General features: G+C 58.7%; 23 protein-coding genes. 1 reads left to right on the plus strand and 22 read right to left on the minus strand.

Going from position 1 to position 25,883, the window contains the following annotated elements; genetic code table 11:
* Nucleotides 1–11: 11 nt before the first annotated feature.
* The 21 genes from ACQY7X_RS02845 to ACQY7X_RS02945 all read right to left on the minus strand — a co-directional run bounded on the left by ACQY7X_RS02845 (nt 12) and on the right by ACQY7X_RS02945 (nt 23,959).
* Nucleotides 12–791, minus strand: coding sequence for an ABC transporter ATP-binding protein (locus ACQY7X_RS02845; protein WP_428248335.1), 780 nt, complete (start codon nt 789–791; stop codon nt 12–14).
* A 30-nt stretch (nt 792–821) separates the two neighbouring features.
* The gene (locus ACQY7X_RS02850; protein ID WP_428248336.1) at nt 822–1,925 is read right to left on the minus strand and encodes an ABC transporter substrate-binding protein; all 1,104 of its coding nucleotides are present in this window, start codon (nt 1,923–1,925) and stop codon (nt 822–824) included.
* 92 nt (nt 1,926–2,017) lie between these two features.
* On the minus strand, nt 2,018–5,392 hold the full coding sequence (locus tag ACQY7X_RS02855) for a molybdopterin cofactor-binding domain-containing protein (protein ID WP_428248337.1): 3,375 nt from the start codon (nt 5,390–5,392) through the stop codon (nt 2,018–2,020).
* On the minus strand, nt 5,392–5,892 hold the full coding sequence (locus tag ACQY7X_RS02860; RefSeq protein ID WP_428248338.1) for a (2Fe-2S)-binding protein: 501 nt from the start codon (nt 5,890–5,892) through the stop codon (nt 5,392–5,394). The genes ACQY7X_RS02855 and ACQY7X_RS02860 overlap by 1 nt, the downstream gene beginning before the upstream one ends.
* Nucleotides 5,885–8,155, minus strand: coding sequence for a xanthine dehydrogenase family protein molybdopterin-binding subunit (locus ACQY7X_RS02865; protein ID WP_428248339.1), 2,271 nt, complete (start codon nt 8,153–8,155; stop codon nt 5,885–5,887). Before ACQY7X_RS02865 ends, ACQY7X_RS02860 begins: the two co-directional genes overlap by 8 nt.
* Before the next feature lie 3 nt (nt 8,156–8,158).
* Nucleotides 8,159–8,623, minus strand: coding sequence for a (2Fe-2S)-binding protein (locus ACQY7X_RS02870; RefSeq protein WP_428248340.1), 465 nt, complete (start codon nt 8,621–8,623; stop codon nt 8,159–8,161).
* Nucleotide 8,624: 1 nt separating this feature from the next.
* Nucleotides 8,625–9,479 (minus strand): FAD binding domain-containing protein, encoded by an 855-nt coding sequence (locus ACQY7X_RS02875; protein WP_428248341.1) that lies wholly within the window; start codon nt 9,477–9,479, stop codon nt 8,625–8,627.
* Nucleotides 9,480–9,505: 26 nt separating this feature from the next.
* Nucleotides 9,506–10,537 (minus strand): LLM class flavin-dependent oxidoreductase, encoded by a 1,032-nt coding sequence (locus tag ACQY7X_RS02880; RefSeq protein ID WP_428248342.1) that lies wholly within the window; start codon nt 10,535–10,537, stop codon nt 9,506–9,508.
* A complete protein-coding gene (locus ACQY7X_RS02885; protein WP_428248343.1) occupies nt 10,534–11,667 on the minus strand; it encodes a DUF917 domain-containing protein in 1,134 nt (377 codons plus the stop codon). Before ACQY7X_RS02885 ends, ACQY7X_RS02880 begins: the two co-directional genes overlap by 4 nt.
* 635 nt (nt 11,668–12,302) lie before the next feature.
* A complete protein-coding gene (locus ACQY7X_RS02890) occupies nt 12,303–13,136 on the minus strand; it encodes an enoyl-CoA hydratase/isomerase family protein (protein ID WP_428248344.1) in 834 nt (277 codons plus the stop codon).
* Nucleotides 13,137–13,222: 86 nt separating this feature from the next.
* Complete coding sequence (locus tag ACQY7X_RS02895; protein ID WP_428248345.1) at nt 13,223–14,386, minus strand: ABC transporter substrate-binding protein; 1,164 nt, start codon at nt 14,384–14,386, stop codon at nt 13,223–13,225.
* A 56-nt stretch (nt 14,387–14,442) separates the two neighbouring features.
* Entirely contained in the window at nt 14,443–16,284 is a 1,842-nt protein-coding gene (locus ACQY7X_RS02900) for an AMP-dependent synthetase/ligase (protein ID WP_428248346.1), read from the minus strand.
* Nucleotides 16,275–17,045, minus strand: coding sequence for an ABC transporter ATP-binding protein (locus ACQY7X_RS02905; protein ID WP_428248347.1), 771 nt, complete (start codon nt 17,043–17,045; stop codon nt 16,275–16,277). The genes ACQY7X_RS02900 and ACQY7X_RS02905 overlap by 10 nt, the downstream gene beginning before the upstream one ends.
* On the minus strand, nt 17,042–17,800 hold the full coding sequence (locus tag ACQY7X_RS02910) for an ABC transporter ATP-binding protein (RefSeq protein WP_428250031.1): 759 nt from the start codon (nt 17,798–17,800) through the stop codon (nt 17,042–17,044). The genes ACQY7X_RS02905 and ACQY7X_RS02910 overlap by 4 nt, the downstream gene beginning before the upstream one ends.
* 2 nt (nt 17,801–17,802) lie before the next feature.
* Entirely contained in the window at nt 17,803–18,879 is a 1,077-nt protein-coding gene (locus ACQY7X_RS02915; protein WP_428248348.1) for a branched-chain amino acid ABC transporter permease, read from the minus strand.
* A 4-nt stretch (nt 18,880–18,883) separates the two neighbouring features.
* On the minus strand, nt 18,884–19,756 hold the full coding sequence (locus ACQY7X_RS02920; RefSeq protein ID WP_428248349.1) for a branched-chain amino acid ABC transporter permease: 873 nt from the start codon (nt 19,754–19,756) through the stop codon (nt 18,884–18,886).
* A gap of 27 nt (nt 19,757–19,783) precedes the next feature.
* Nucleotides 19,784–20,608: an SDR family NAD(P)-dependent oxidoreductase gene (locus ACQY7X_RS02925; RefSeq protein ID WP_428248350.1), complete on the minus strand. Its 825-nt coding sequence runs from the start codon at nt 20,606–20,608 to the stop codon at nt 19,784–19,786.
* A gap of 2 nt (nt 20,609–20,610) precedes the next feature.
* Nucleotides 20,611–21,759 carry an acyl-CoA dehydrogenase family protein gene (locus ACQY7X_RS02930; protein ID WP_428248351.1) on the minus strand — a complete coding sequence of 383 codons (1,149 nt, stop codon included), beginning with the start codon at nt 21,757–21,759 and terminating at the stop codon, nt 20,611–20,613.
* A gap of 79 nt (nt 21,760–21,838) precedes the next feature.
* Entirely contained in the window at nt 21,839–22,255 is a 417-nt protein-coding gene (locus ACQY7X_RS02935) for a MaoC/PaaZ C-terminal domain-containing protein (protein WP_428248352.1), read from the minus strand.
* A 10-nt stretch (nt 22,256–22,265) separates the two neighbouring features.
* Nucleotides 22,266–22,766 carry a MaoC family dehydratase N-terminal domain-containing protein gene (locus tag ACQY7X_RS02940; protein WP_428248353.1) on the minus strand — a complete coding sequence of 167 codons (501 nt, stop codon included), beginning with the start codon at nt 22,764–22,766 and terminating at the stop codon, nt 22,266–22,268.
* An 11-nt stretch (nt 22,767–22,777) separates the two neighbouring features.
* On the minus strand, nt 22,778–23,959 hold the full coding sequence (locus tag ACQY7X_RS02945; RefSeq protein WP_428248354.1) for a lipid-transfer protein: 1,182 nt from the start codon (nt 23,957–23,959) through the stop codon (nt 22,778–22,780).
* Between the two features lie 138 nt (nt 23,960–24,097).
* On the opposite strand from ACQY7X_RS02945, the gene ACQY7X_RS02950 reads away from it, so the two are divergent.
* Nucleotides 24,098–24,988, plus strand: coding sequence for a LysR family transcriptional regulator (locus ACQY7X_RS02950; RefSeq protein WP_428248355.1), 891 nt, complete (start codon nt 24,098–24,100; stop codon nt 24,986–24,988).
* Between the two features lie 91 nt (nt 24,989–25,079).
* Here the strand turns inward: ACQY7X_RS02950 and ACQY7X_RS02955 are convergent, their stop codons facing one another.
* Nucleotides 25,080–25,880, minus strand: coding sequence for an SDR family NAD(P)-dependent oxidoreductase (locus ACQY7X_RS02955; protein ID WP_428248356.1), 801 nt, complete (start codon nt 25,878–25,880; stop codon nt 25,080–25,082).
* Nucleotides 25,881–25,883 lie beyond the last annotated feature (3 nt).

Here is a 25,883-nt window from a genome sequence, read left to right on the forward strand (position 1 = left end):
TTCATGCTGCCTTACAGATTCCTCTTCCCGGCGCCGAACATCTCACGAAGCCTGTTCGCGACTTCAGAGAATCGAGGGCTGGCCATGGTGTCGAGAGTTCGCGGACGTTCCAGGTTGACATCCAATTCCAGCACCTTGGTGCCCGGACGCCCAGACAGAACAACGACCTTGTCGGCTAAATAGACGGCCTCTTGGATTGAATGGGTAATGAAGACCACGGTCTTTTTGGTCTCCATCCAGATGGATTGCAGTTCATCGGTCATACGCTCACGGGTCAGTGCGTCGAGAGCTGCAAACGGCTCGTCCATCAGCAGGACGGCTGGGTCGTGAATGAGACCGCGAGCGATACCGGCACGCTGCTGCATGCCACCGGACAATTCGTGGGGAAGATAGCCGCCAAAATTGCCAAGGCCGACCAGGTTCAACAAACGATCAGCTTCGGCCTCATACTGGGCTTTCGGCAGACGCTGTGCGCGAATGGGTACCAGCACGTTTTCGCGGACTGTCTTCCAGGGCAGCAGCGTCGGCTGCTGGAAGACAATACCGACGTCCTTGCGTGGACCTACGATCTTCTGGCCCGAAACCGTTACTTCGCCTTCAGCAATACCCAGCAGACCACTCACCACCTTGAGAAGGGTGGATTTGCCGCATCCTGAGGGACCCAGGACAGCGACGAATTCACCTTTCCTCACCTGCAAATCTAACTTGGAAAGCGCAGTAAGCGGTCCCCGCGTTGTCTCGTAGACAACGGACATATTCTGGATGTTCAAGACAACGTCGGGGCTTTGCATGACTACCTGGTCTCACATCTAGTGCTGGACTTACTTGTAGGCTTTAGCCTTGCTGATGACCGCCGCACGGTCAAATTTGTTGTACTCGGCAACAAACTCGTTCGTGTAGAGGGTGTTGAGCGGGATTTTTGCATCCTTCTCGATCAAACCACCGACCTTCAGGGCATTTATGAGGAGCGTCCAATCCTCGTCCGTGAAGGCACCCATGTTGGTCTCGTTCCGACCGGCGAGAAGGTTGGCCATGCGAGGCTTCATTACCTCGACCTCCCTCTTCATGTTGTCGGCATCCGAGCCAGTAGTCGGCTTCAGTTCGGGATACTGCCGCCAGAATGACAAGATGCAGCCTTCCAGATTGGCGTTGCAGGCAATTGCCGCCTTAGACATCGCCCGACCGAAGCGGGCGACAAGGCCCGGGTTCTTCTTCAGCAGTTCCTCGGAAACCGGGAAGCCATGGCTGGAAAGATTCTGGTATTCCTTCGGGAACGGGATGCGGCGGATCTTAGTGCCCGTCAGCTCAAGCGATACATGGGCGGTGTCCCACAGGTTCAGGCCATCGATGGACTTGCGGCGCAGCGCCTCGAAAGCCGGGACGCCAGAGCCAGCGGCAATCTTTTGGACCGTGTTCCAGTTAACACCTTCACTCTGCGCCATCGCCTGGGTCATCGCGATATTGCCCGAGGTCAGCGACACGAAGCCGATCGTCTTGCCGCCGAAATCACCCATCTTCTTGATCGGGCTGTCTTCCAGCACCGCCATCTCCCAGATGGAGCGCGGCAAGAAATTATAGACGAAGCGCAGCGGGAAGTTCGGCTTGCCCTCCTGACGCGAAATCGGCAACGGCTCCAGGCTTGCATAGGCTGAATGAACCGTACCTGCCAGCAGCTGGGGAATGATGACGCCCGAGCCGGTCAGGACGATGATCTCGGCGTCGATATTCTCCTCATCGAAGAAACCCAGAGCCTTGCCGAAGGTGAAATTGGCGGTGCCGGTGTTCAGGGCCGACGGCCATGCAAAGACAAATTTGTCTTTTGCGACAGCAGGTTGTGCGGCAAGTGCCGGAACCAGGACCGCAGCACCGATCAGGGCGGTCCGAAGGATATTAAAACAGCGAGATACGCCTTGAGAAACTTGCATAAACCCCTCCTTGTCTCTTTATTTGCAATAATGTCTATAATATCGAGACGAACGTAGCGTCAAGCAATTTGCACAATTTGGCAAAGTCCGCATCACAAAAGCTCGATTGCTCGCGTAATAGCGCGCCGTGCGACATTGATGGTCAACTCCGCCTTGTAGGCGTTGTCCTTCATGGGCAAAGCGCCGAATACCACTGATTTCGCAGCCTCGTCGATCAGACCATGAGATAACGGGGCGGACAGAAGGATATTCTCTGCGCCTGGAATGCGGATTGGCTTCGGCGCCACGCCGCCCAGCGAGATGGCGACATAGTCGAGCCGGACACGGGTTCCCGCCACATCAACCGCAGCCGAGGCTTCCGCGAAGTCACCAGCCCAGCGGGCGAATTTCTCGAAATGGAAAGCACTTCTGCGGGACGGCACGGGAATATTGATTTCCGTGATGATTTCATCCGGGTCCAGGACGGTCTCGCCAGCCCAGACATAGAGCTCGTCAACAAGAAGTTTTCGCGTTCGACGCGGACCGACCACAACCAGATCGGCTTTCAGCGCGGTCAGGATTGGCGCGAGATCCGAAACACACGGCGCGGCGCATCGCCCCGTTCCCATGATGGAATGGTGCCTGTTCTCGCCGAGCACGGCGTAACAAGGGCATGCCGGTCCGGAAAAACGGTAGCAAGGCGTAGCTGACCTGAAGAACCAGCAACGCTTTTCCTGGCACAGATCGCCAGCCACGGTGGCGCGGTTGCGAACGATAGGCGTCGCAATCTGCTGAATGGCATTCTTCAGGGTCGGAAAATAGGTGTTGATAAGCTCGTCTTCAGCCAGAGCCGTCAACGTGACGCCAGCCCCGACCCGAATGAAGCCCTCATCCAGCCGTATCTGCCGCATCGACGCGATATGGCCAACCGAAACCAACTGCCTGGGCGAGTAGATACCCTGCTTGATGCCGGGGATCAGATCCGTGCCGCCCGCGATGAGCTGGCTCTTGAGACCAGGCGTCGCAAGCGTATGAACCGCAGTCGCAATGGAGTCGGCCTGGACGATTCTCTTCGGCACACTGGCATCACGCGAGGTCCCGATGGCCTTGCCGAGTTTTTTCATCACCGGCGCCATCGCTGGATAAGCCCTGCGTACGGCCGCGATTTCGAGATTGCGCAACCGGCTGAGCGACTTCATCTCCGGCAGAGAGGCCTTTTCCTTCTTGCGCAAGGCTTCCAGAACCATTTCCGGCGTGATCGGAAGCTTGTGGAACCGAACCCCCGTCGCATTGGCAACCGCATTCGCGATCGCGGCCACGGTGGCGTTTATGGTCGGCTCACCGGCCGCCTTGGCGCCAAAGGGGCCCAGATTTTCTTCTGTCTCGACGAATTCGACCACGATGTCCGGCGTATCGAGCATCCGGGGAACACGGTAGTTGAAGAGCGACCGGTTGATCGGTCGTCCATCCTGGAACAGAACCTCCTCGCTCAGCGCCATGCCGATGCCCTGAACGATACCGCCGTAGGTCTGCCCCTCCAGTGCCGTAAGATTGATGACCTTGCCGACGTCCTGGACAGAAGCAATCTTGAGGACTTTGACCCGACCGGTCTCCGGGTCGACTTCGACCTCGGCCGTCTGGGCTGCAAACGCATACGAGGCGGCATAATTACCAAAGCCGGTCTTTGCATCCGGCCGTGCCAGGTCGATTTCGTAGAAGCCCTCAACCTTCAGTGTGCCATATCGTTGAGCTGCCTGCCCAAAAGTCATGAAGTCCAGGGCATCCGGCCGCTTGAACCGACCGTCTGCATAGTCAATGGCATCAACCGGAACCGACCAATCGATGGCCAGACGCTCCTTCACCGCAGCCACCAGTTTCCTGCCGGCATCGAGGACCGCATTGCCGGTGACAAAGGTCACGCGGGAGGCGGCGCTGCCCAGGTCGTCAGGGTTCTCTTCCGTATCCATGTGCAGGACATCGATCCGGCCCATCGGGATGCCGAGGGAGTCCGACAGGAGCTGGGCAAGCAGGGTATTCTGGCCTGTACCGGTATCGGCCGTTTGCGTGCCGATGCGGAAGGTTCCGTCGGGATACGCAACCAGACCAATCCTGGAGAAATTGCCTTCAGCATAGAGAACACTGCCGCTGGCATGAATCATCGAAGCAACCCCGATGCCTCGATACTTCGGCAGCTTGCCGTACTTCTCCTTCCAGCCAATCAGCTCAGCTGAACGCTTCAGACACTCGTCCAGGCCGCAGGAGGTGATTTTCCAGCCCAGGATGGTTTCGTCGCCCGGCTGATTGGCAATGCTCCGCCGATACTCCACAGGGTCCAGGCCGAGCTTCTCGGCAACTTCATCGACTTGCGTCTCGATCGCCCAGATGATGCCGGGTGCGCCCATGCCGCGATATGAACCACCCGGAACCTTGTTGGTGTAAACTAGCTTAGCCTCGATCGCCGCCGTCTTCACCCGATAGAGATTCGTGATGCGGTGGCGCATTGCCGAGATATAGACTGGCCCCATATGGGTATAAGCGCCGTTGTCGACATGGGCATCGAGCGTCCTGCAAAGGATTTTTCCGTCTTTATCCACGGCCGTACGCAGGTTCATATACTTGGCGTGGTCGGTCTTGCCCGCGAGGTATTCCTCATCGCGGCTCAGCACCACTTTTACCGGGCGGCAAGTTCGGATCGACAGGAGTGCCGCAATGGCAATCTGTTCAGGCGACTGCGACTTTCCGCCGAAACCACCACCAACCGCAACAGACCGGACGAAGACCTTCTCGCGCTCGAACGGCAGGACACGCGCCAGTTCCTTGCGGACGAAGAACGGGGCCTGTGTACCGGCCCAGATATCCAACTTTTCTTCGCTCTTGTCGTAAGACGCGACCGCTGCATTTGTCTCCATGCAGACCGGCCAAACGATACCGTGTTCGAAATGCCCCTCGATGATCAGGGCCGCCTTGTCGAGCTCTTCCTCGACATTGCCGAAGGTTGCGGAGATTTCCTGGGCCACATTCCTGGGCAATCCGCCCCGGGGCGGATGTATCTCACTGGCCGTGGAACCGCTTGCTTCAAAAACGTTCAGGGCGGGCTGCCAGACCTCGTAGTCGACCTTGATGGCGCGGATCGCTTCGCGAGCAATCTCCAGGGTCTCGGCGGCCACTGCCGCCACCTCCTCACCATAAAACCGTACGCTGCCAAGCGCCATCGGGCGACGATCAGAGTAGCCGGCACCGTAGTTGACGTATTGTGCGTCTGCAAAATCCGCAGCCGTGATGACGGCATGGACGCCGGGGATGGCCTTGGCGGCCGAGGTGTCAATGCCGCAAATCTTTGCCGACGCATATGGGCTACGCAGAATTGCGCCATGCAACATACTGGGAAGCGAGATATCGTGAGTATACTTGGAGCGACCGAAAATCTTATCCCTGCCTTCGATCTGAGGGATGCGCCGGCCGACAGTCTTTTCAGATCCTTCAAGCATCAGCTACACGCCTTGCGGACAGCTTCGATGATCTGGACGTAGCCGGTACAACGACAGATATTGCCCTGCAATGCCATCTTGATATCCTGATCAGATGGATAGCCGTTCCGCAGCAAGAGAGCGGAGGCAGACATCATCATGCCCGACGTACAGAAGCCGCACTGGAAGGCGCCGCTTTCCAGAAAAGCCTTCTGCAAGGCCGTCGGCTCGCCATCCGGCGAAAGCCCCTCGATGGTCGTTACACTCCGGCCGTCAATCGTGGCGGCTAGCGTCACGCAAGCGGGCACGGCAATCCCGTCGAGATGGACAGTGCAGGCACCGCATTCAGCGCTGCCGCACCCGATCTTCGTACCGGTCAGCTGCAACCGCTCCCTCAGAACCTCGGCCAACGACGCGAATGCCTGCACCTCGAGCCGTACATCCTTGCCGTTCAGATTGAACTGAACAAGGACGGTGTTGCCGTCAATGTCTGCATTCAAATTGGCCGCGACTTCAGTCATGCATCAAAATCTTTTCTGCCGTGATTGGCAGGCTCATGATGCGCTTGCCAGTCGCACTGAAGACTGCGTTTGCCACGGCCGCTGGCGGTTGGATGGTCGGAGGCTCTCCCACTCCCTTCGCTCCATATGGGGTGGAGGCGGCAGGGTGCGTTACCAGGATAACCTCGATTGGCGGAACGTCCATGGAAGTGGGCATCTTATAGTCCGTCATGTTAGCATTCATGACATAACCGTCGACTATGACGAGTTCTTCGGTTATCGCCTGACCGATCCCCTGAACCGCACCACCTTCCAATTGGCCTTCGAGGTTCGACGGATTGATCGCATAGCCAACGTCTTGTGCAACAACGTAGCGATTAATGGTAATCGCGCCCGACATCTCATCGACGCTGACATCTGTGGCATGAACATGGAAACTCGCTGACGGCCATGCTGGCGAGTAGTGCTTGCTCACGCGTGCCGGGTCATGGGCAACCACGTCAGCGATATAGTTCGCCTCTGCGGTCAGGCCTCCTCCCCCCATGTTCGCCGTGGCGGCCAGTTCGGCATAGGTGACTTTCTTGCCATTCGCCGAAAAGCCTTTGCCACCGCATTCCAGGTCTGCCTCAGCTACACCCAGGGCCTTGGCGGCCATCGGGCGCAACTTCTTCATCAGGTTTTCTCCCGCCATGCGGGCGGCGTTGGCGACCGTCACCATGGTGCGGCTGCCCTGAGAGCCGAAGTCGTAGGGCGTGGTCTGGGAGTCTGCACTGACGACCGTGATGTCGGAAACATCGACGCCCAGATCTTCGGCGAGGATCTGAGCCACGCCAGTCAGAGCGCCCGTACCCAGTTCAACCACACCAACCATCAGGGTGAAGATTCCACCGGAGGACAGCTTCAGATAAGCCCCCGACGAGCCACGGGAGGTCATCCACGACGCACAGGCCAGGCCCTTGCCGCGATTCTTCTCCGGGTTGCGCTTGTCCCAGCCGATGGCTTCAGCCGCCTTGAGCAGGCATTCTTCCAGACCCACCTGGGTCATCACCTGGCCGGTCGGGCTCAGATCGCCCTCATGAATGATGTTGCGCAGTCGGATCTCCAGCGGGTCGATGCCCAGATCGTGCGCGATGATGTCCATCTGGGATTCAGACGCGAAGTTTGACATCGGGCCGGCCGGGGCGCGTACTGAGCCGGTCGGATGGTTGTTGGTGTAAATCGAGCGCCCTTCGATAAGAAGGTTGGGCAGCTTGTATGGACCAGCAAGCAACGTGGCGCCGGTCGAGGCAATCAGCGGGCCGGAACCGGAAGCAGCACCGGTATCGACCAGAAGCCTGCCTTGTTTGGCGATAATGCGCCCTTCCTTGTCGACACCGGTCTTCAGCCAGATATGCGTCGGCTGCCGGAATAGTGCCGCAGACAGTTCCTCATGCGAAGTCGACATCACGCGCACAGGCCGCCTGGCCGCATGGGCCAGAGCCAGCGCGAAATGCTCCATGCCGATGCGCAGCTTGCCGCCAAAACCGCCGCCAATCGCCGGGACGATAACGCGGATTTTTCCGGGTGAGATGCCGAAAATTTCGGCGAGACTACTCTGGGTATCGAACAGTAGCTGGGCATTGGACCAGACGGTGGCATCACCGTCGGGCGTCCACTGGCCGACAGCCACGCGCGGCTCGGTATAGCCGGCATGCACCGGGGCGGTACGGAAGGTGTGCTCGTAGACCCGGTAACTGTCCTTGAAGCCCTGCTCCACATCGCCGGTCTTGATGACCGTTACGCTCGACTGATTGCCATCGGGCGTCGCAAGCGGATGACCTTTCAGATTCTTCAGGTCTGGATGAACCAGCGGCGCCCCTTCTTTAATGGCCTCCGTTAGTTCGAAGACAGCCGGGAGCGGCTCATATTCTATCTCGATCAGAGCGAGCGCCGCCTCCGCGATAACTTCCGTATCCGCGGCAACAGCCGCAATAGCCTGGCCGACATACTTCACCTCGCCATCGGCGAAAACCTCAAAGTCCTTGATGAAATTGCCGTAGAGATTGAGCTTCATGGTCTTCGCGGACACAATGGCTCGCACACCCGGCAGGGCCTGAGCCTTCGAAGTATCCAGACGAAGAATTCTGGCATGGGCCTGGCTGCTGCGGAATATACGGCCATGGAGCATTCCAGGCAGCGTGAAGTCGGCAGCGTAAATCGTGGCTCCTTGAACCTTCAACGACGCATCTATGCGCTTGTGGCGGCTGCCTATCAGACGATTATTGCTCAGAAGACCTGCGCTCATGGTTTACTGTCTCGCCTGCGCTGCGGCCTGCACGGCCTCGACGATCTTGTTGTATCCGGTGCAGCGACAGAGCGTGCCACACAATCCTTCGCGGATTTCCTCTGCGCTGGGATTCGGCAGTTCATTCAGAAGACCGGCCGCCGTCATGACCATGCCGGGAATACAATAGCCACATTGCACGGCATCGCAGTTGACGAATGCCTCCTGAATCGGATGCATCTTGGCGCCGTCCGCCATGCCCTCGATGGTCGTTATCTTCCGGCCTTCGCACTGGGCGGCAATCAGGATGCATGAGTTCACCGCCCTTCCATCGACGAGGACGGTACAGACACCGCACTCGGCCTCAAGACAATTCTGCTTGGTTCCGGTGAGAAAAAGCTTATCGCGCAGGATTTCCAGAAGTGTCGCACTATCCTCGATATCGAGGTCGTGAATCTTGTTATTGATATCGAATTTTACCTTGAGCATTTCAGCCTCTCAGCGCATCGGATATGTTGGTCAGCGCTCGGTTGACGCTGCCCTCAATAACCTTGCGGCGGTATTGATCAGAGGCACGGACATCTGTGCGCGGCGTGCAATCCTCATAACCGGCGATTTTTGCCACCTCCGCGATGATTGCAGCGGCTAGGTGCTGCCCCTTGAGGGTGGCTTCCGCCTTGACGGCACGCAGTGGCTTTGGCCCCACGGCACCGAGCGCGATACGGGCTGACAGAACCTTTCCGTCGGCATCGGCATTCACCAGCACAGCGACGGAGGCAACGGCGATTTCCATCGCCTTGCGACGCCCGATCTTGATGAAATCGGTCGCATAGCGATTGCCGCCATCCGTGGAGACACTGGGCTTCGGGATTGCGATACCCTGGATGATCTCATCTTCCCTTAGTATCGTTTTGCCCGGAGCCAGGAAGAAGTCATCAATGCCAATGGACCGAGTGCCGCCATTGCCCGTGGCTTTGACAATGGCGCCAAGGCCCAGCAGAGCAATGGCGACATCAGCTGCCGGGGAGGCATTCGCGATGTTGCCGCCGATAGTGCCGATGTTGCGGACCTGGTGGCCGCCCACGACACGGGCCGCCTTGCACAAGGCCGGAAAATCAGCCTGCAGGCCCGCATGGCTTTCAATATCTTTGTGGGTGCAAAGCGCGCCGATCTGATAGCCCGTCGAATGCTTTTCGATTTGCTTCAGCCCGGCAATACCAGACAGGTCGATAATCTCTGGGTAGGCCCGGATGCCGCGGCGCAACTGCACCACTAGGTCCGTGCCGCCAGCGATATACCGACAGCGCCCAGCATACCCTGCCGCCAGGTCGATGGCCTGGGACATGCTTACCGGCCGATGGAGTGTGAACTTCATTTCAGGGCCTCGCTGGCGGCGGGCCAGACTTCGGTCGCGAACTTCTCCATCGTGGATGAGACATCATATCCCTTGGCCGGCAGCACAGATACGATCACACCATTCATACCTGCGGCGAACAGGCCCTTGAGCTGTGCCGTGACTTCTGCGGAAGTGCCGCAGAGCGAAATGGCGCGAACCATATCCTGAGTCACGTCCTGCTTGATGATCTCGTAAGGCCCCGCCCCCGCGTTGTAGGGAACATCGGCGACTTTCGCCTTGACTGCATCGCTGAGTTCCAGGCCTTGCCGGGCCAGGGTTTCGAAATGGGTACGCCCAGAAGCCAGGCTCCGTGCGGCACGCAGGCGCAACGCATCGAAGGCGTCAGAGCTGACATCGCTCAGCGATAGATTCAGACGGACGATGCACTTCACCGATTTCGGGTCGCGACCCTTCTTGACGGCCGCCTTGTCGATACGTGCACGCATGCTGGCGGCTTCTTCAGCATTGCCGCAACCCTCCATGATGCAGGCATCGGCGTACGAACCGGCCATGTCCTGACCAAGCGGGCCATTGCTCGCGACCCAGATCGGGAGATCCTTGCGGTTCGGCTTGAATGCCAGCTTGCCGGCATTGAACTGGACGACTTCACCCTTATAGGTAACCTCTTCGCCGGTAGAGAGTTGGCGGATAAGTTCGATTGCCTCCCGCATCGCGCGAGGGGGTTTAGCGCGCTGGATGCCCATTTCAGTGAACCCCGAAACACCGGCACCCAGGCCCAGGATGGCACGGCCACGGGAAATGTCATCGAGCGTGTGAATGGCCATGGCGGTGAGAGCCGGATGGCGGGAATACGGATCGGTGACGCACGGACCGATATTGATTTTCTCAGTCTTCGTAGCGATCAGGGTGAGCAGCGAGTAAACCTCGCGATAGAAACGCTCATCGGCAATCCAGACATCGGTGAAGCCGAGCTTCTCTGCCTTGACCGCCAAATCAGAGAGAGTGTGCGGGTCGCTGAGACCCGCCATCAGAAGGCCGAGCGTCACAGTCTTTCCTCCACTGGGACATAATCAATGTCGAAGCCGTAATGCCGGGGACCATGTGCCGCTAATATCTCGGGAGTCCGAAGCTGCTTTGGCGCAGGCGATGCGATGATGGAAACATCCATGCCCTCCTGGATATTCGTGTTGGTGTCCGACTCGCCGGTTCGGGTATCATGAATGGTGATGAGATCAGGAGACGTGGCTTTCACTTCGCCATCGATCCAGAGAATGTGATTCTCGTTTTTCAGCCAGATGCGTGCTTGACTGCCGTTCGGCGCCTCGATGTAGAGGTCGCCATACATGTAACCGTCGCGTGATTCCCAGACTTTTTTGACGACGCGACCAGAATGCAGAATGTAGCCGTTAAGATATTCTGCAATGCGCTTAACCGGATCCTCACCTGCTTGGCGCGCCGCGGAAATGGTGCGACCGAGGTTCAAGGCGCGTGTCAGATTACCGCCGATGGTATGCTTCTTCAGAGTCCTGCCATCGACAACGAAGGCCGCGCGGGCGCATTGCGCTTTCATATCGGCCGCCTTCGTGACGGTACTGATGGCCTTGCCCAGGCGTTCGCCCAGCACGGTTGAATTACAGCCTGTAACTGTCAGCGACATACCCCAGGGATCGGCATAGGAGGCCGGGGCAAACGGCACTCCGGCGAGCGCGATCAGGTTTTGCGACATCTCTGGAATCGCCTTGCCGGCGCAATCGCAATCGACCATGTCGATGCCAGCCGCCATGGCCGCAGCCAGCGGCGTGGTGGAGTTGCCAGCGCCCAGCTCGATAGGATAGACGCCTGTAACAGTCTTGCCGAGATGGGCTTCCAGCGTACGGAGGGCCAGCACCATCGGAGGGGTCGTCAGTTGCTTGGTGGGGTAGCCGCTGGATACCAGCTGCTCCTCGGTCATCGGTGGGACCGGCGCAATCGAGCCGATACCTGACAACGAGCAGAACAGCTCATCGTCGCCAACCGTATCCAGGTCACGCCAGCGAAGGACTACCCCCTTCTCAACCAGGGGTATCAGGGCGTCCCGCCCGGCATCGATACGACCACCGCCGCCGGTACCAAAAATAGTCAGCCCACTGATGAAATCTTCAACATCCCGAGCGCTGGTAAGTTGTCCGTGGGGCATGATTTGTCTCTTTGATGGGGACAGTGTCTTATATGTAGAGACATTAATCGTGCCGGATTCGAAGAGTCAAGCTGAACGAACGTTTGGTTTCGCTGTACCCAAAGCAAAAAATGGACTGGTTGTTTACTTACAAGCTTTCTGACCAGAGCCCAAAGTCAGCCCGCCCGGTAAGCCGACAGACGGCACCCTCATCGAAGCGTTTTCTTGACGCCGCCCGGCTGAAAAATGGAAGGCTGGCGCCAGTGCCACAATGAAGAAAGACCGCATAGCCCAATCGGACAGAAGGTCCCGATCAGTGTGCGGAATCCCGTCGGCTCAGCCAGCCCGCCATTGTGATCACAAGCCCCCCCCCCCCGAGGACCCAAGGCTAGGGCTCAGAGCAGAGAAAACGCCTCTCTTCCAGGTAATGCGGGAGCACACCGCGCATGACGTTCCCGAACTGTGCGTTCGAGCCGAGAAGCGCTTTATTCTCAATGCGATGCGGGAAGCGGTGGCTGTGTGGGCAGTCAGCGGCAGGGGTACTCAACCACGCATTCCCTGCTAGCAGGAAAATGCAGGGAGTATTCTGATTTGTTTGGGATATCCCATTACCAAGGCCACTTTATTTGTGCAGTACCCCATTCTGTTCCTGCGTTTTACTGGAAGCGTGGACGGCGCTTCTCCAGGAAGGCCCTGACTCCTTCGGCGAACTCGGCCGTGCCACAAAGCTCTACATTGATATCACGCTCCAGATCGAGCTGGTCGGATAAGAGCCTGCGCGACGCTTCATCAACAGCTCCCCGTAACAACGGATACATATGCCGAGGGCCGGCGGCGAGCCGCAGTCCCATCGCAATTGCGGCATCCAGCAGTTTCTCTTCCGGTTCGATACGCCAGATAAGGCCCCATTCCAGCGCCTCGCGCGCCGAAATGGCATCCCCGGTCATCATTGCCGCAAGCGCCCGGCCACGGCCGGCAAGACGGGAGAAGAACCAGCTGGCGCCAAGATCAGGGACGATTGCCAGGTTCGGCACGAAAGTGAGTCGAAAGCTGGCGCTCTCGGCCGCCAGCACCACGTCGCCAGCAAGCGCCAGCCCCACCCCACCGCCGGCAGCAACGCCGTTGATCGCAGTCACCACCGGCTTCGGCATCCGGGCGATTGCCCTCTGGATGGGATTGACCGCTGTATCGAAGAGATTGCGAATCACAGGCTCCGGCAAGCCTTCTGTCTCTCCCGAACCCATCAGATCTAGCAGTCGATCCAGGCCGGCACCGGAGCAGAAGGCTTTGCCTTTCCCAGTAAGCACAATCGCACTGACCGCTGCATCTGTTGCCAATGCCTCGAGATGCAAGGCCAGGTCGCGCAGCCCCTCAGGCCCCAGTGGATTGAGCCGTTCGGGCATATTGAAAGTAATGATAGCAACGCCATCTGGCCTGGTTTGGCTGGAGAATTCCCTCAAGTCCGCCTCCTCGTGACCAGTTTGGCTCATACTGACTATGTTAGCCTGGCGACCGACGCGAAGTCTTCGTAACTCCGCGCCGGTACAGGGTGATAAAAGAATTGACGATGATCGATTCAGAACTTCAGGTTCTGCTCGATCAACTCCCACTTGCCGCCCTTGATGGCATACAGCAGCAGTTGGTCGCCGCCAAAATGCTTCGTCGGGCTGAAGCTGATCGTCGGGCCGCCGAAGGGGTCCTTATAGCCCTTGATCTGCTCAATACCCTTGGTGAAGCTTTCAACCGTCAAATTGCGGCCGGCATTTTCCAGTGCCTTGATCGTCAGATCAGCAGCAAGCCAGCCATAAAGCGCATAAACCGAGGGCTCTTCACCCTTGCGCTTCATATACTCGTCGTAGAACGCCTTGCGCTCCTTTGGCCCGGCGCTCCAATCGACCGCGCCCATCGGCGTAACAACCTGGAGGCCTTCCATGGCGCCGCCCCCTGCTTGCGGGACAATGGGCAGGAAGGGCAGCATGTTGGAAGCAATAGTGCCCTGGAAACCCAACTTCCTGAGTGTGGCATACAGCGCAATGGTGTCCTTGATCGTGGTGCCGAGATAGACAAAGTCGCAACCGGCATTCTTGATTGCAGTCGCCGCACCAGCAAACTCAGTGTCTGTCGGTTTGTGCGTGCCAACGAGCTTGACGCTGATGCCAAGTTCCTTGGCGACCTTTTCCATCCCGTGGCGATTCTCCTCCCCGTATTCCGTTGAATGCGTCTGCATGCAGAGGGATGCAAATTTTTCCTTCTGGTAGAAATAGCGGATCGCCGCACTTGCCTGGTTGGCATAAGTGACGAAGTAGCTGAAATGCAGTGGATGCAGCGGTTCCGCCATCGACGCCGCAGCCGTAAGCGGGAAGATGTAAGGTATCTTGGCCCGGTCCGTGATCGGTATCGTCGCCAGACCCTGCTGTGTCCCCACCGAATGGAACAGAGCGAACACCTTATCGTTCTGCACCAGCTTGTTGGTGGCACGCACCGCGAGCGGAACTTGATACTGCGTGTCCTCTACAACCAATTCGATCTTGCGGCCATGAACACCGCCCGCAGCATTGGCGGCATCGAAGCGGATCTGCGCCGCCAGCGTGGCGGGCGCGCCGCCAATGGCAAGCGGCCCCGAGAGATCGGTATGGCTGCCCAGCTTTACCGTGGTGTTTGTGACACCTTGCGGATTGGCCAGCAGCGGCCCACTGGCCAGCGAAAGAATGGCAGACAGACCAAGCAGTAGATTCTTCATTTTATTTTCTCCCTAGGTTTTTGTCATACAAGTGGCCTTCATGCGGCCGAACTGCGTTACATTTCCGCAATCAACTCCGAATACTTGCGCTCGACAAAGCTGCGCTTCAGTTTCATCGTCGGCGTGAGTTCTTCGTCCTCTGCCGTCAGCATCACATCAATCAGCCGGAATGCCTTGATCTGCTCCACCGTGGAGAATTGCTCGTTGGCTTCCTTCACTACCTTGCTGATCAACCCGACGACTTCCGGCCGGGCGCAGAGCGAACGGAAATTGGAGAATGGAATGGCGTTCTTTTGCGCGTAGGTTTCTACATTCTCACGATCAATCATGATCAGGCAGGCGAGATACTTCCGCTTGTCACCAACCACGACAGCATCGGATATGTAGGAGGAGAATTTCAGCCGGTTCTCCAGCAGAGATGGCGTCACATTCTTGCCGCCGGCCGTGATGATGATGTCCTTGAGGCGGTCGGTGATCTTGACCTCTCCACCGGGAAGAATGGCGCCGACATCGCCGGTATGGACCCAGTCGCCAACCAGCGTAGCAGCCGTTGCCTCAGGCATGTTCAGGTAGCCCGAGAAATTTCCGGGAGAGCGCACCAGGATTTCATCCTGCGCACCGAGTTTCAGATCAACGCTCTTGAGCGGCAGACCGACATGGCCTGGTGGCGAACCGGGATTGCAGAAAGTGGCGATTCCCGTCTCGGTTTGCCCATAGACCTCGCTTACCGGCAGGCCGAGGGCAACATACCATTCCAGCAGGTCAACACTGATCGGTGCTGCCCCTGAAAGCCGTATCCGGCTGCGGTCGAGGCCGAGTTCCTGCTTGATATTGCGGAGGACGAGCACGTCGGCAAGCCGGAATGCGGCCTCAAGCAGTCTTGAGGGTTTTTCATGCTTCATCAGCAACCGTGCCCGCTGCCGCCCGATCCGCATGGCAATATTGTAACCAGTGCGCCCGATCCAGGTGGCTTCGTCCATCAGTGCCGCTATCCTGGAGTAGAATTTCTCCCAGATGCGAGGTACGGCAAAAAGAATGGTGGGGGAGAGTTCGCGAATGTTGAGAAAGACGCTTTCCGAACTCTCGACAAAATTCAGTACCGTGCCAACACGCAACTGTGTGCAGAGAGAAACGACACGCTCCGCCAGATGGCAAAGCGGCAGGTAGGTCAGCAGATCATCGCCTTGCCGTGCCGCAAAAGGCTCGGGTACCGCCATCATCTGGAACAGCAATGCCCGGTGGGAGATGCGCGCACCCTTCGGCTTGCCCGTGGTACCCGAGGTGTAGACCAGAACAGCGATCTGCTCGGCATTTCCAGAAGCAATCCGCGCCTCCAGCAAATCGGGTGCCTCCGCCAGTGCTTCATCACCACATTGCTTCAGCCGAGCAATTGGCCAGACCTGATCGTCGCTGAAATTGCGCAGGCCTTTCCAATCGACGACAAAAACGCGCTCTATACCCGGCAGCCGGTCGGCAATCTCAAGGTATTTATCGAGCTGTTCTTCATCCTCAACAAATAGCCAGCGTGTGCCGCTGTCTTGCAGGATATGACAGATCTGTTCCGCTTGGTAAGTGGGATACACGCCATTCACCGTACCGCCTGCCATATGCACGGCCATATCAGCGAAGACCCACTCCTTGTTATCCTCGGATAATATCGCCACGACATCGCCGGCCTGCATACCCAATGCCACAAGACCGGCGGCATAGGCATGTGCATGATGATGGAAATCGCTCCAGGTGAAACTTTCCCAGACACCTAGATTCTTCTCACGCAATGCTGTCCGATCACCCCATTGCTCGACCCGCTTGAGGAAGAGTCTGGCAAGCGTGTCGCAGCCATCAATTGTGATCAGACCAGATTCGCGCCCGACATGCCGCATGTCGCTCATCTCCATGTCTTGCGCTTCTTCCAGCGCCGCTCGCCGCGAATGCCGTCATCCGACTTGCCGAGATAGAATTCCTTTATGTCATCGCTCTCGCGCAATTCGCTTGCCGGTGCGTCCATCACAATGCGCCCGACCTCCATGACATAGCCATGATCGGCAAGATCAAGCGCCGCCACCGCATTCTGTTCGACAAGAAGAATTGTCACACCACGCTCGCGGTTGATGCGCCGGACAATGCCGAATATCTGCTGCGTGAGCAGCGGGGAAAGGCCGAGGGACGGTTCATCGAGAATCATCAACGGCGCATCGCCCATCAGGCCCCGCCCTATCGCAAGCATCTGTTGCTGTCCGCCAGATAGGAAGCCGGCCATGTCCTGGCGCTTGGCCTCGAGATCAGGAAAATATCGATAGACCGTTTCCAGATCGCGGGCGACTGCATCCTTGTCTGCACGGCCCCAGGCGCCGACGGCAAGATTCTCCGCCACGGTCATGAACGGGAATACTTCGCGGCCCTCCGGGATATGGGCAATGCCATGGGCCGCCACCACATCTGGATTGAGGTTCTGGATTTCCTGCCCCCGGAAAATGACCTGGCCTTTGCGGCAATCTATGGCGCCTGAAATTGTTTTCAGCAGCGTGGTCTTGCCGGCACCATTGGCACCAAGAACGCAGACGATGCGGCCTTCCGTGACATCAATCGATACCCCGCCGATTGCCATGATCGGCCCATAGTAGGTCTCGACATTGCGGGTGCTCAGGAGCGTGCTCATGCCGCAGTCCCCAGATAGGCTCGCTGCACCTCGCGGTTGGACTGCACCTCGGCGACACTGCCCTGCGCCAAAACGCGGCCAGAGACGAGCGCTATGCAGCGCGTAGCCAGGCGGGCCACCAGGTTCATATTATGCTCGACCATCAGGATGGTGATGCCAAGCTCTTCGCGAATATCCTTCAGCCAGAAGGCCATGTCGGCCACCTCTTCCGGGTTTAGCCCCGAAGCCGGTTCATCGAGCAGCAGAAGCTGAGGCTCGGCGCAGACCGCGCGGGCCAGTTCAACATTCTTTCGCGCCCCATAAGCGAGATCCCGCACAACCTCATTGCGCAGATGCTGAAGATCGAGCAGATCCAGTACTTCCTCCACCTTGCGCCGGGCGATCAGTTCATTGGCACGGGTCGCGCCAGCAAAAAGGAATTCCCGCCCCCAGTTCGATGGCGTGCGCGCATGGCGCCCGACCAGCAGATTCTGCAGCACGGTGGCGTTCTCGAACAGTTCGATATTCTGGAATGTGCGCGCAATGCCAAGCGAGGCAATCTCATGTGCCTGCCGTTGGAGCAGATCATGCTCGCCGTATCGCACACTGCCAGTAGATGGCCGATAATAGCGGCTGATCACATTGAATACCGTGGACTTGCCGGCACCATTTGGTCCGATCAGCGCCAGTGTCTCACCAGGCGCGACGGAAAATGAAACCCCGTCCAGCGCCTTGTTGCCGCCGAAGCTGAGTACAATGTCACTGATGGTCAGCATGCTCACCGGAATCGCTCCGATTTCAGGTATCGCTTCTGGCGGATAAAAGTCGCGCGGCGATAATAGGGATAGGTCTCGATGAAAAGCCGTAGCTTGAGCCAGCGCCCGTAGATGCCTTGTGGCTCGAATATAATGAAGAGGGCGATAATTGCGCCAAAGAGCAGATACTCGAGGCCCGCTTGATCCGCTATGGCGGATGGCAGGATGACTCGCAGCGCATCGATGAGGTTGGGCAGGAAACTGACGAATATGGCTCCGAAAATGGCACCCGATATCGTGCCAAGGCCACCGACTACCACCATCAGCATAAGCCGCAGGCTTTCGAGCAGATTGAAAGTTTCCGGTGAGAGATAGAATAGAAGGTGCGCCAGCAAGCCGCCCGCCACCCCCGTGATAGCGGCTGAAACGAAGAAGGCACGAACTTTGACGCCCGCAACATCGATGCCAAGCGACTTGGCCGAGGTTTCGCTGTCGCGCACAGCGATCATCGACCGGCCCGCCGGTCCGCGCATCAGATTGGCCACACCCCAGATGATGAAGAGCAGGACGGCAAGATAGAGATAGTATACCTGCCAGCCTTCACTGAATTCATGGCCGAAGAAGGTGATAAGCGGCACCTGCAGGCCCATATGACCACCAGTAATCGGCCCCGCCGCACCAATGACACTCTCGGTGACAATAGCAAAGGCCAGAGTCGCAACCGCGAGATAGAAGCCGTGCATCTTGGAAACAGCACGCCCCAACGCCGCGCCGATTGCACCCGCGATCAATCCGGCGAGCGGCAAGGCGACCAAGAAGGGAACACCACGCATCAATAGCGCCGCCTGCGTATAGGCACCGATACCAAGGAATGCTGCATGGCCGAACGACACCTGGCCCGTGAAGCCCAGCAACACCATGAGCCCGATACCTGCTATGGCGTAGCAGATGAACATGGCAAGTTCGGTGAGGAAGTAGGAAGAAACGAAAAGCGGCAGGGCCAGGGCGACCAGAATCACAAGGCCGACACGGATTCGTTCAGCCGGATCGGCGAGGTGATCGATATCCTGGTTATAAGTGGTCTTGAAGAGAACCCGCACAGCCTCACACCTTCTTCTGGTAGGTTTGCGGAATCAGCCCTTCTGGCCGCACGAACAGCACCACGAGAAGGATGATATAGGCGTAAACGCCTTTCAGCGGCGGATAGAAGTAATCCAGGAAAGGCTCGCTGACACCGAGCAGCAAGCACCCGATCAGGGCACCGGGAATGGAGCCGAAACCTCCCACCACAGCGCCAGCTATCGCCTTTATGCCGAATATCGACATCTCGGTATCAATCTGGGTGATCGGCGCCACCAGGATGCCGGCAATCGCTGCAACGACGGCCGCGATGGCCCAGATCACCGAGATCAACCGGCGCACTGGCACGCGGCTGTAATAGGCTGCCAGCTGATTCTGCGATGCGGCCTGCATGGCGAGCCCTACAGGAGTTTTACTGAAAAACGCCCAGAGCAGCATGCAGATGACGAAAGTACCGGCCATGATCGCCAGGCGGTCCATGCCGAGCACAATACCGGCCACCACCACCTGGCCATTGAAGGGCGAATTCATGACATGGGGCGAGAAGCCCCAGATCATCCCGGCCGCTGCCTTCAGCATCAGGCCGATCGCCACGGTCAGGATGAATACAGATGCCTGATTCTCGCCAATCATGCGCCGCATGATCAGCATATCCAGCAGGTAGCCCGTGATAGCCATCGTCAGCAGGCCCAGCGCCGTGCCGAACCAGAAGCCAAGCCCCCAGAACTCGGCAAAGGTAAGCACCACGAAAGCACCGATCATCATGATCTCGCCATGGGCGAAATTCACTACCTCGGTGGCCCGGTAGATGAAGACGAAGCCTATGGCCACCAGCGCATAGCCGCAGCCCTGCGCCAAGCCGATGAGCAATAGCTGGAAAATGTCAGATGTTGCCATAAGTACTATCCCGTGGCGGCTGCGGTTTCATATCGAGATGCCGCCGCCGACGATGATGGTTTGGCCGGAGATGTAATTGCTCTCGGGCGTGCAAAAGAGGTAGACGCCATTGGCGGCTTCTTCTGGGCTACCGGCGCGGCCCATCGGGATCATCGATTTCAGCCCATGGGCGACCTTCTCGGGGATACCGACCTGGACGCGGTTGCCCTCGAAACTCATCTCGACCTTCTCGTCACTGGCGATGGTGAGTCGGGTTTCGATGTAGCCAAAGGCGACGCAGTTGACGTTGACCTTAAGCCGCCCCCATTCCTTGGCCAGCGTCTTGGTCATGCCAAGGATGCCAGATTTGGCTGAACTGTAATTCACCTGGCCCGGATTGCCGGCAGTGCCGGCCACCGAGGAGATATTGACCACCTTGCGGATCACTTCACGCCCTTCGGCCGTTTCGGCCCGCACCGCCTCGGCAATCGGGCGATAGGCGGCGCGCAGGATACGGAAAGGCGCCTTCAGGTGAACATCCACCATGGCGTCAAACTGTTCGTCCGTCATGCGGCCAATCATGCTGTCCCAGGTGTAACCGGCATTATTGACGATGATGTCGACACCGCCGAAGCGGTCGAGGCCGGCATTGATGAACCGTTCGCCGAAATCGGCTTCGTTTACGCTACCGGCAACCGCGATGGCCCTGCCGCCCGCACGAATGATCTCGTCAACAACAGCATTGGCCGGATCGGCATCCAGATCATTCACAACCACCGCAGCCCCTTCCGAGGCAAGCTTATGCGCCAGGGCACGGCCGATACCGCGCCCGGAACCGGTCACATAAGCCGTCTTTCCATTCAACTTTGCCATAATCAATCCCTGTCCAATGAGCGCGCGATTAGTTCGCGCATGATCTCGTTTGCGCCACCATAGATGCGCTGCACTCTGGCATCGCGGTACAGTTCGGCGATGCGGTACTCATTCATGTAGCCATAGCCACCATGCAGTTGCAGGCAGTTATCAATGATGCGGCACTGCATTTCGCTGCCCCACCACTTACCCATGGCGGCCCGCTCCGGTTTCAAGCTGCCGGCTTCGAGTTCCTCCACCAGCCGGTCAACAAAAGCGGCGAAAATCTCGATCTCACTTTTGGCTTCGGCGAGCTTGAAGCGCGTATTCTGATAGTCCATCAGCCGCTGGCCGAAGGTCTTTCGGTTCTTCACATACTCAAGCGTGACATCGAGCGCGCAGCGCGAGGCTGCGAGCGCGCCGACCGCGATCATCAGCCGCTCCCAGGAAAGCTGGCCCATCAACTGGTAGAAACCGCGGCCTTCGGCATCGCCGATCAGACTCATGCGGGGAACGCGCACATCCTGGAAGGCCAGCTCCATCGTGTCCTGACGATCCATGCCGATCTTGTCGAGCTGTCGGCCACGCTGGAAACCTTCCGCCCCGCCGGTTTCCAGTGCAATCAGCGAAATACCCTTGGCGCCCGCAGCGGGATCGGTTTTGGCTACAACGATGATGAAATCGGCATTGGCGGCGTTAGAAATGAAAGTCTTCTGGCCGTTCAGTACATACTGATTACCCTCGGCGATGGCGGTGGTGCGAACAGCTTGCAGATCACTGCCGGTCCCGGGCTCCGTCATCGCGATGGCACCGACCCACTCTCCGGAAGCGAGTTTGGGCAGCCAGGCCTGCTTCTGCTCCTCTGTGGCGAAGGCGACGAGATAATGCTGCACTATATTGTGCACGCCGATGCCCCAGCCGGTATCGCCGATCCGGCCCTGTTCCATGTAGGTGACCAGATCGAAGCTGCGCGACAGGCCCGAGCCGCCATACTCCACTGGTGTCGAGGCCCCCAGGATGCCTAGCGCACCGGCCTTCTCCCAGAAGGCATGCGGTACCCGGCGTTCGTCCGTCCATCGGACACGGTGCGGCTCGTAGTCCTGCGCCAGAAATTTCCGAACCGTCATGCCAAAGGCATGATGGTCATCGGTGAGCCATGCGGCTTCCGACATAGTGCCTCCCTGTACGCCCCGTTTTCACCGGGGTTCGTTTCCACCTGCTGCCAATGCGCGACAGCGGCCATTCCCTGTCTCAGTCGGCGCGGATGACCGCTTCGCCGCCAAGTGTCTGTATGTTGCCGTCGATATGTGCCGCCAATGCGATACGCAGCTTCGGCACCCCGGCTTCTTCGAAGCGCTCGATCACCTTGCCGGTGAACCGCCCCGTGGCGCCAACCGGAGTGATCGCCATGAAGCGGGTTTCCAGGCTTTCCAACCGGCCGAGACCGGCCCAATCGGTCACCACTCGCGCATATGGCGCCATCGACAGCATGCCTTGGGCAAACACATCATCGAGGCCGGCCGCACGGGCAAAATCGGTGTCGATATGTACTGCGTTATGGTCGCCCGAGGCGCCCCCGTAGAGGGCAAGCAGCTTGCGTGTATAGGGGCCGAAAACGATCTCGGGCAGGGCATCACCCACTTCCGCCTTGCTCACATCCATGGCCATGAATACCTCCTCAACCCAGGCGGTGCACAAAGGTGCGGCGGATCGCGACCACCTCACCGCGTTGCGAATGGCTGAGCGATGAGCGGATATGGCAAAATTCCAGTGCACCACCCTTCTTGTCCTCGAAACCCAGCACCTCATGGGTGATGGTGATTTCATCGCCGGCAAAGAGATGGCTGGAATACTCGTATCGTTCGCTGCCATGCAGCAGGTAGCGCAGATCGCAGCGCACCAGGTCGAATATCGGCGTGAAGCCAAGACGCCGGGCCGCGTTGGTGGTTTCAAGATCGATAACCATCGGGAAGGTAGGCGGCGCCACGATAGTCGGAAAACCGGCCGCGCGGGCCGCCGTCTCGTCGAAATGGATGGGATTGCTTTCCCCCACCACGTCACAGAAGAAGGCAATCCGCCCCTTCTCGACCGGATAGGATACCGGCTTGGTTTTCGCTCCAACCGTGGCGCGGTTGAAAATGCCGCGCGGATTCACGGCCTGGGTTTTGGCGTCGGCCATGGCAGTGCTCCTCAGCCGGCCTGATACAGTGTGACCACGCAGGCGCCGCCCAGCCCGAGATTATGCTGCAGCGCGGTGCGGGCGCCTTCGACCTGAGTCGGGCCGGCAGTGCCGCGGAGTTGATGGGTCAGTTCGTAGCATTGGGCAAGACCAGTGGCGCCAAGCGGATGCCCCTTGGAAAGCAGGCCGCCAGAAGGATTGGTCACCACCTGGCCACCATAGGTATTGTCGCCATCGTTGATGAACTTTGCCGCACCGCCTTCAGGGCACAGGCCAAGCCCTTCATAGGTGATCAACTCGTTCTGGGCGAAGCAATCGTGCAACTCAAGCACGTCCACATCCTGGGGGCCGATGCCAGAGCGATCATAGACCGCCTTGGCCGTGGCTGCCGTCATGTCATAACCGACGACACGCATCATGTCGTCATCAGCGAAGGTGGAGGGGCCGTCGGTGCGCATTTCCTGCGCCACGATGCGCACGACATCCTTCAGTCCATGCTTTCTGGCAAACCCTTCCGAACAGAGGATGGCCGCTGCCGCGCCGCAGGTCGGCGGACAGGCCATCAGCTTGTGCATGGCGCCGGGCCATACCACCGGGCTGCGCATCACATCCTCAACCGACACTTCCTGCCGGAACAGTGCGAGAGGATTGCGCGCGGCATGTCGGCTGGCCTTGGCCCGGACCTTGGCGAATTCCTCAAGCCCGATGCCGTATTTCTTCATGTAGGAAAGACCAGCGCCACCGAAATAGCGCAGCGCCAGCGGCACCTCACCATGACCGACGATACGATCCGTCGCTTCGTCAAAGCGCTGGAACGGACTGGTACGATCATTGAAATGCGTACCCAGCGCGCCGGGGCGCATTTCCTCGAAACCCAGCGCCAGCACACAATCGGCCGCGCCACTCTCCACCGCCTGGCGGGCAAGCCAAAGCGCCGTGGAACCGGATGAGCAGTTATTGTTGACGTTCACCACCGGAACGCCGGTCATCCCGACATCATACACCGAGCGCTGGCCGCAGGTGCTGTCACCATAGACATACCCGGCATACACCTGCTGTACGGCTTCGTAGCCAAGGCCGGCATCCGCCAATGCATTGCGCACGGCTTCGGCGGCCATTTCATGGTAGCTCCTGGAAGCACCCGGCTTGGCGAATTTGATCATTCCCACGCCAGCGACGATCGGCTTCGACATTCTTTTCCTCCCGGCGGCCTTTTTTTGGAGATCGACCGCGCCTTCGCCACACAGCTTGCCAGGGTTGCGCCATAACACAAATTCAAACTATTCTAGTGTTATTCCTTTCAGGAATATCTTGTGTCCAGGAGCCAATACATGAATCTGAACCATCTTCGGCATGTGGTCATGGTCTACAGGATGGGCTCATTCACCGCCGCCGCCGCGGAACTGAATGTCACTCAGTCCAGCGTCACGAAATCGGTCGCCTGGGTGGAGCAGGATCTCGGCTATGCGCTTTTCGACCGCCGTGCGCGCGGCGTCTCGGTCACTGAAGCCGGACACAGCTTCATCGATCGCGCCACCCGCATCGTCTCCGATATGGACCGCTTGGCCGCCGATACAGCCGCGGGGCGTGGCGAACGGAGTGCCATCCTGCGCATCGGTGTCGCACCGCCCTCGCTTGAAGGTCTGCTCAATCGCGCCATCCGCATGCTGCTTCGCGAGCCCAATCAATTCCGGCTGCACATGCAGGCCAGTTCGACGCAACGGGCGATAACCCTGCTAGGGCAAGGCGATATTGATCTTCTGGTCGGCCCCACGGATGAACTCTGCCGCGAACAGGCCTTCACGCTAGAGCATCTGCCCGACTTCGTTGGACGCATTTTCTGCCGGCGCGACCACCCCCTGCTGGCTGGCAAGACGATCACCGAGCAACAGATCAGGCGGTATCCAATCATCACCCCGGACCTCTCCACACCGCTTGTGGAGCATCTCGTGCGCACCGTTTACGGCGTTGATAGCGGCTATGTTCACCTGCATATCATCGACAATTTCCCGATGGTGGCCAGCATCATCGAAAATACCGACGCTTTGGGGGTTGCATCCTCCGGCTTCGCCAGAACACGAACTTTCCTGCAGAAATTCCGGTTGGTGCCGAATACTGTGGATCACCCGCTCAAACTGTCGGTGGCGCGACGGGCGCGGTGGCTGCCTTCGCCGCCCATGTCACAATTTCTAAAAGCCGTGCGGCGCTTTCCGCCGAATTGATGCCAAATATTTACTACTAGTTATTCGAGGTGAGGCGGATTTCAAATTGCTCCGAAACAGGGAATTTTCAGGGAAATAGAAAAGAACGATTTCAAAGCGCCAGCTTCGCACCCAGGCCGCCATCGACCACAAATTCTGATCCGGTCACATAGGCCGCGCGCGAGCTGAGTAGAAACAGGATCATCTGCGCGACATCCTCCGGTCCGCAGGGCTTCGCTACGGCAGCGGCAAGCGGTTGTGCCGACGCCCAGCGCCGCACCAGCACGTCACTGCTGGTTTCCGGTGTTACGACGCGCGACGCCGCCTCGCGCAGCATTGGCGTATCCACCACGCCGGGGCAGACGACATTGATACGGATGTTGTCCTTCGCATGATCCAGCGCCATGGCGCGCGTCATCGCATTCAGCCCCCCCTTGGCGGCCACATACGCAACGCCGTTGGGCTTCCCCCGCAACGCCTGGATCGACGACACCAGCACTATGGAACCGCCGCCACCCGCAATTATAGCCGGCAGCACGGCCTTGCAGGTGCGGAAGGCGCCGGACAGGTTGGTGTCGATCACGCGCAGCCAGTCGGCCTCGCTGGCCGAAACCGCCGTGCCCGGCACTTGGATGCCGGCGGCGCAGACCAGATGATCGACCCGCCCGACGCGACGCATCACATCCTGAATAGCCGCTTCGAGTTTGGCGAGGCTACGCACGTCACCATCGCACCCCCAGACCCTGTCAGGATAACGCTCAGAGAGTTTCTCGACAGCAGCGGCGATCTGTTTCGCATCATGGCCGAGCAGCGCAACGCGCGCGCCTTCGGCCAGCAGGGCCTCTGCCGTGCCAAGGCCGATGCCGCTGCCACCGCCCGTCACTACAGCCACGCGTCCGCTGAAATCCTGCATCTG

The organism is Ferrovibrio sp., assembly GCF_965278975.1.
Lineage (GTDB): Bacteria > Pseudomonadota > Alphaproteobacteria > Ferrovibrionales > Ferrovibrionaceae > Ferrovibrio.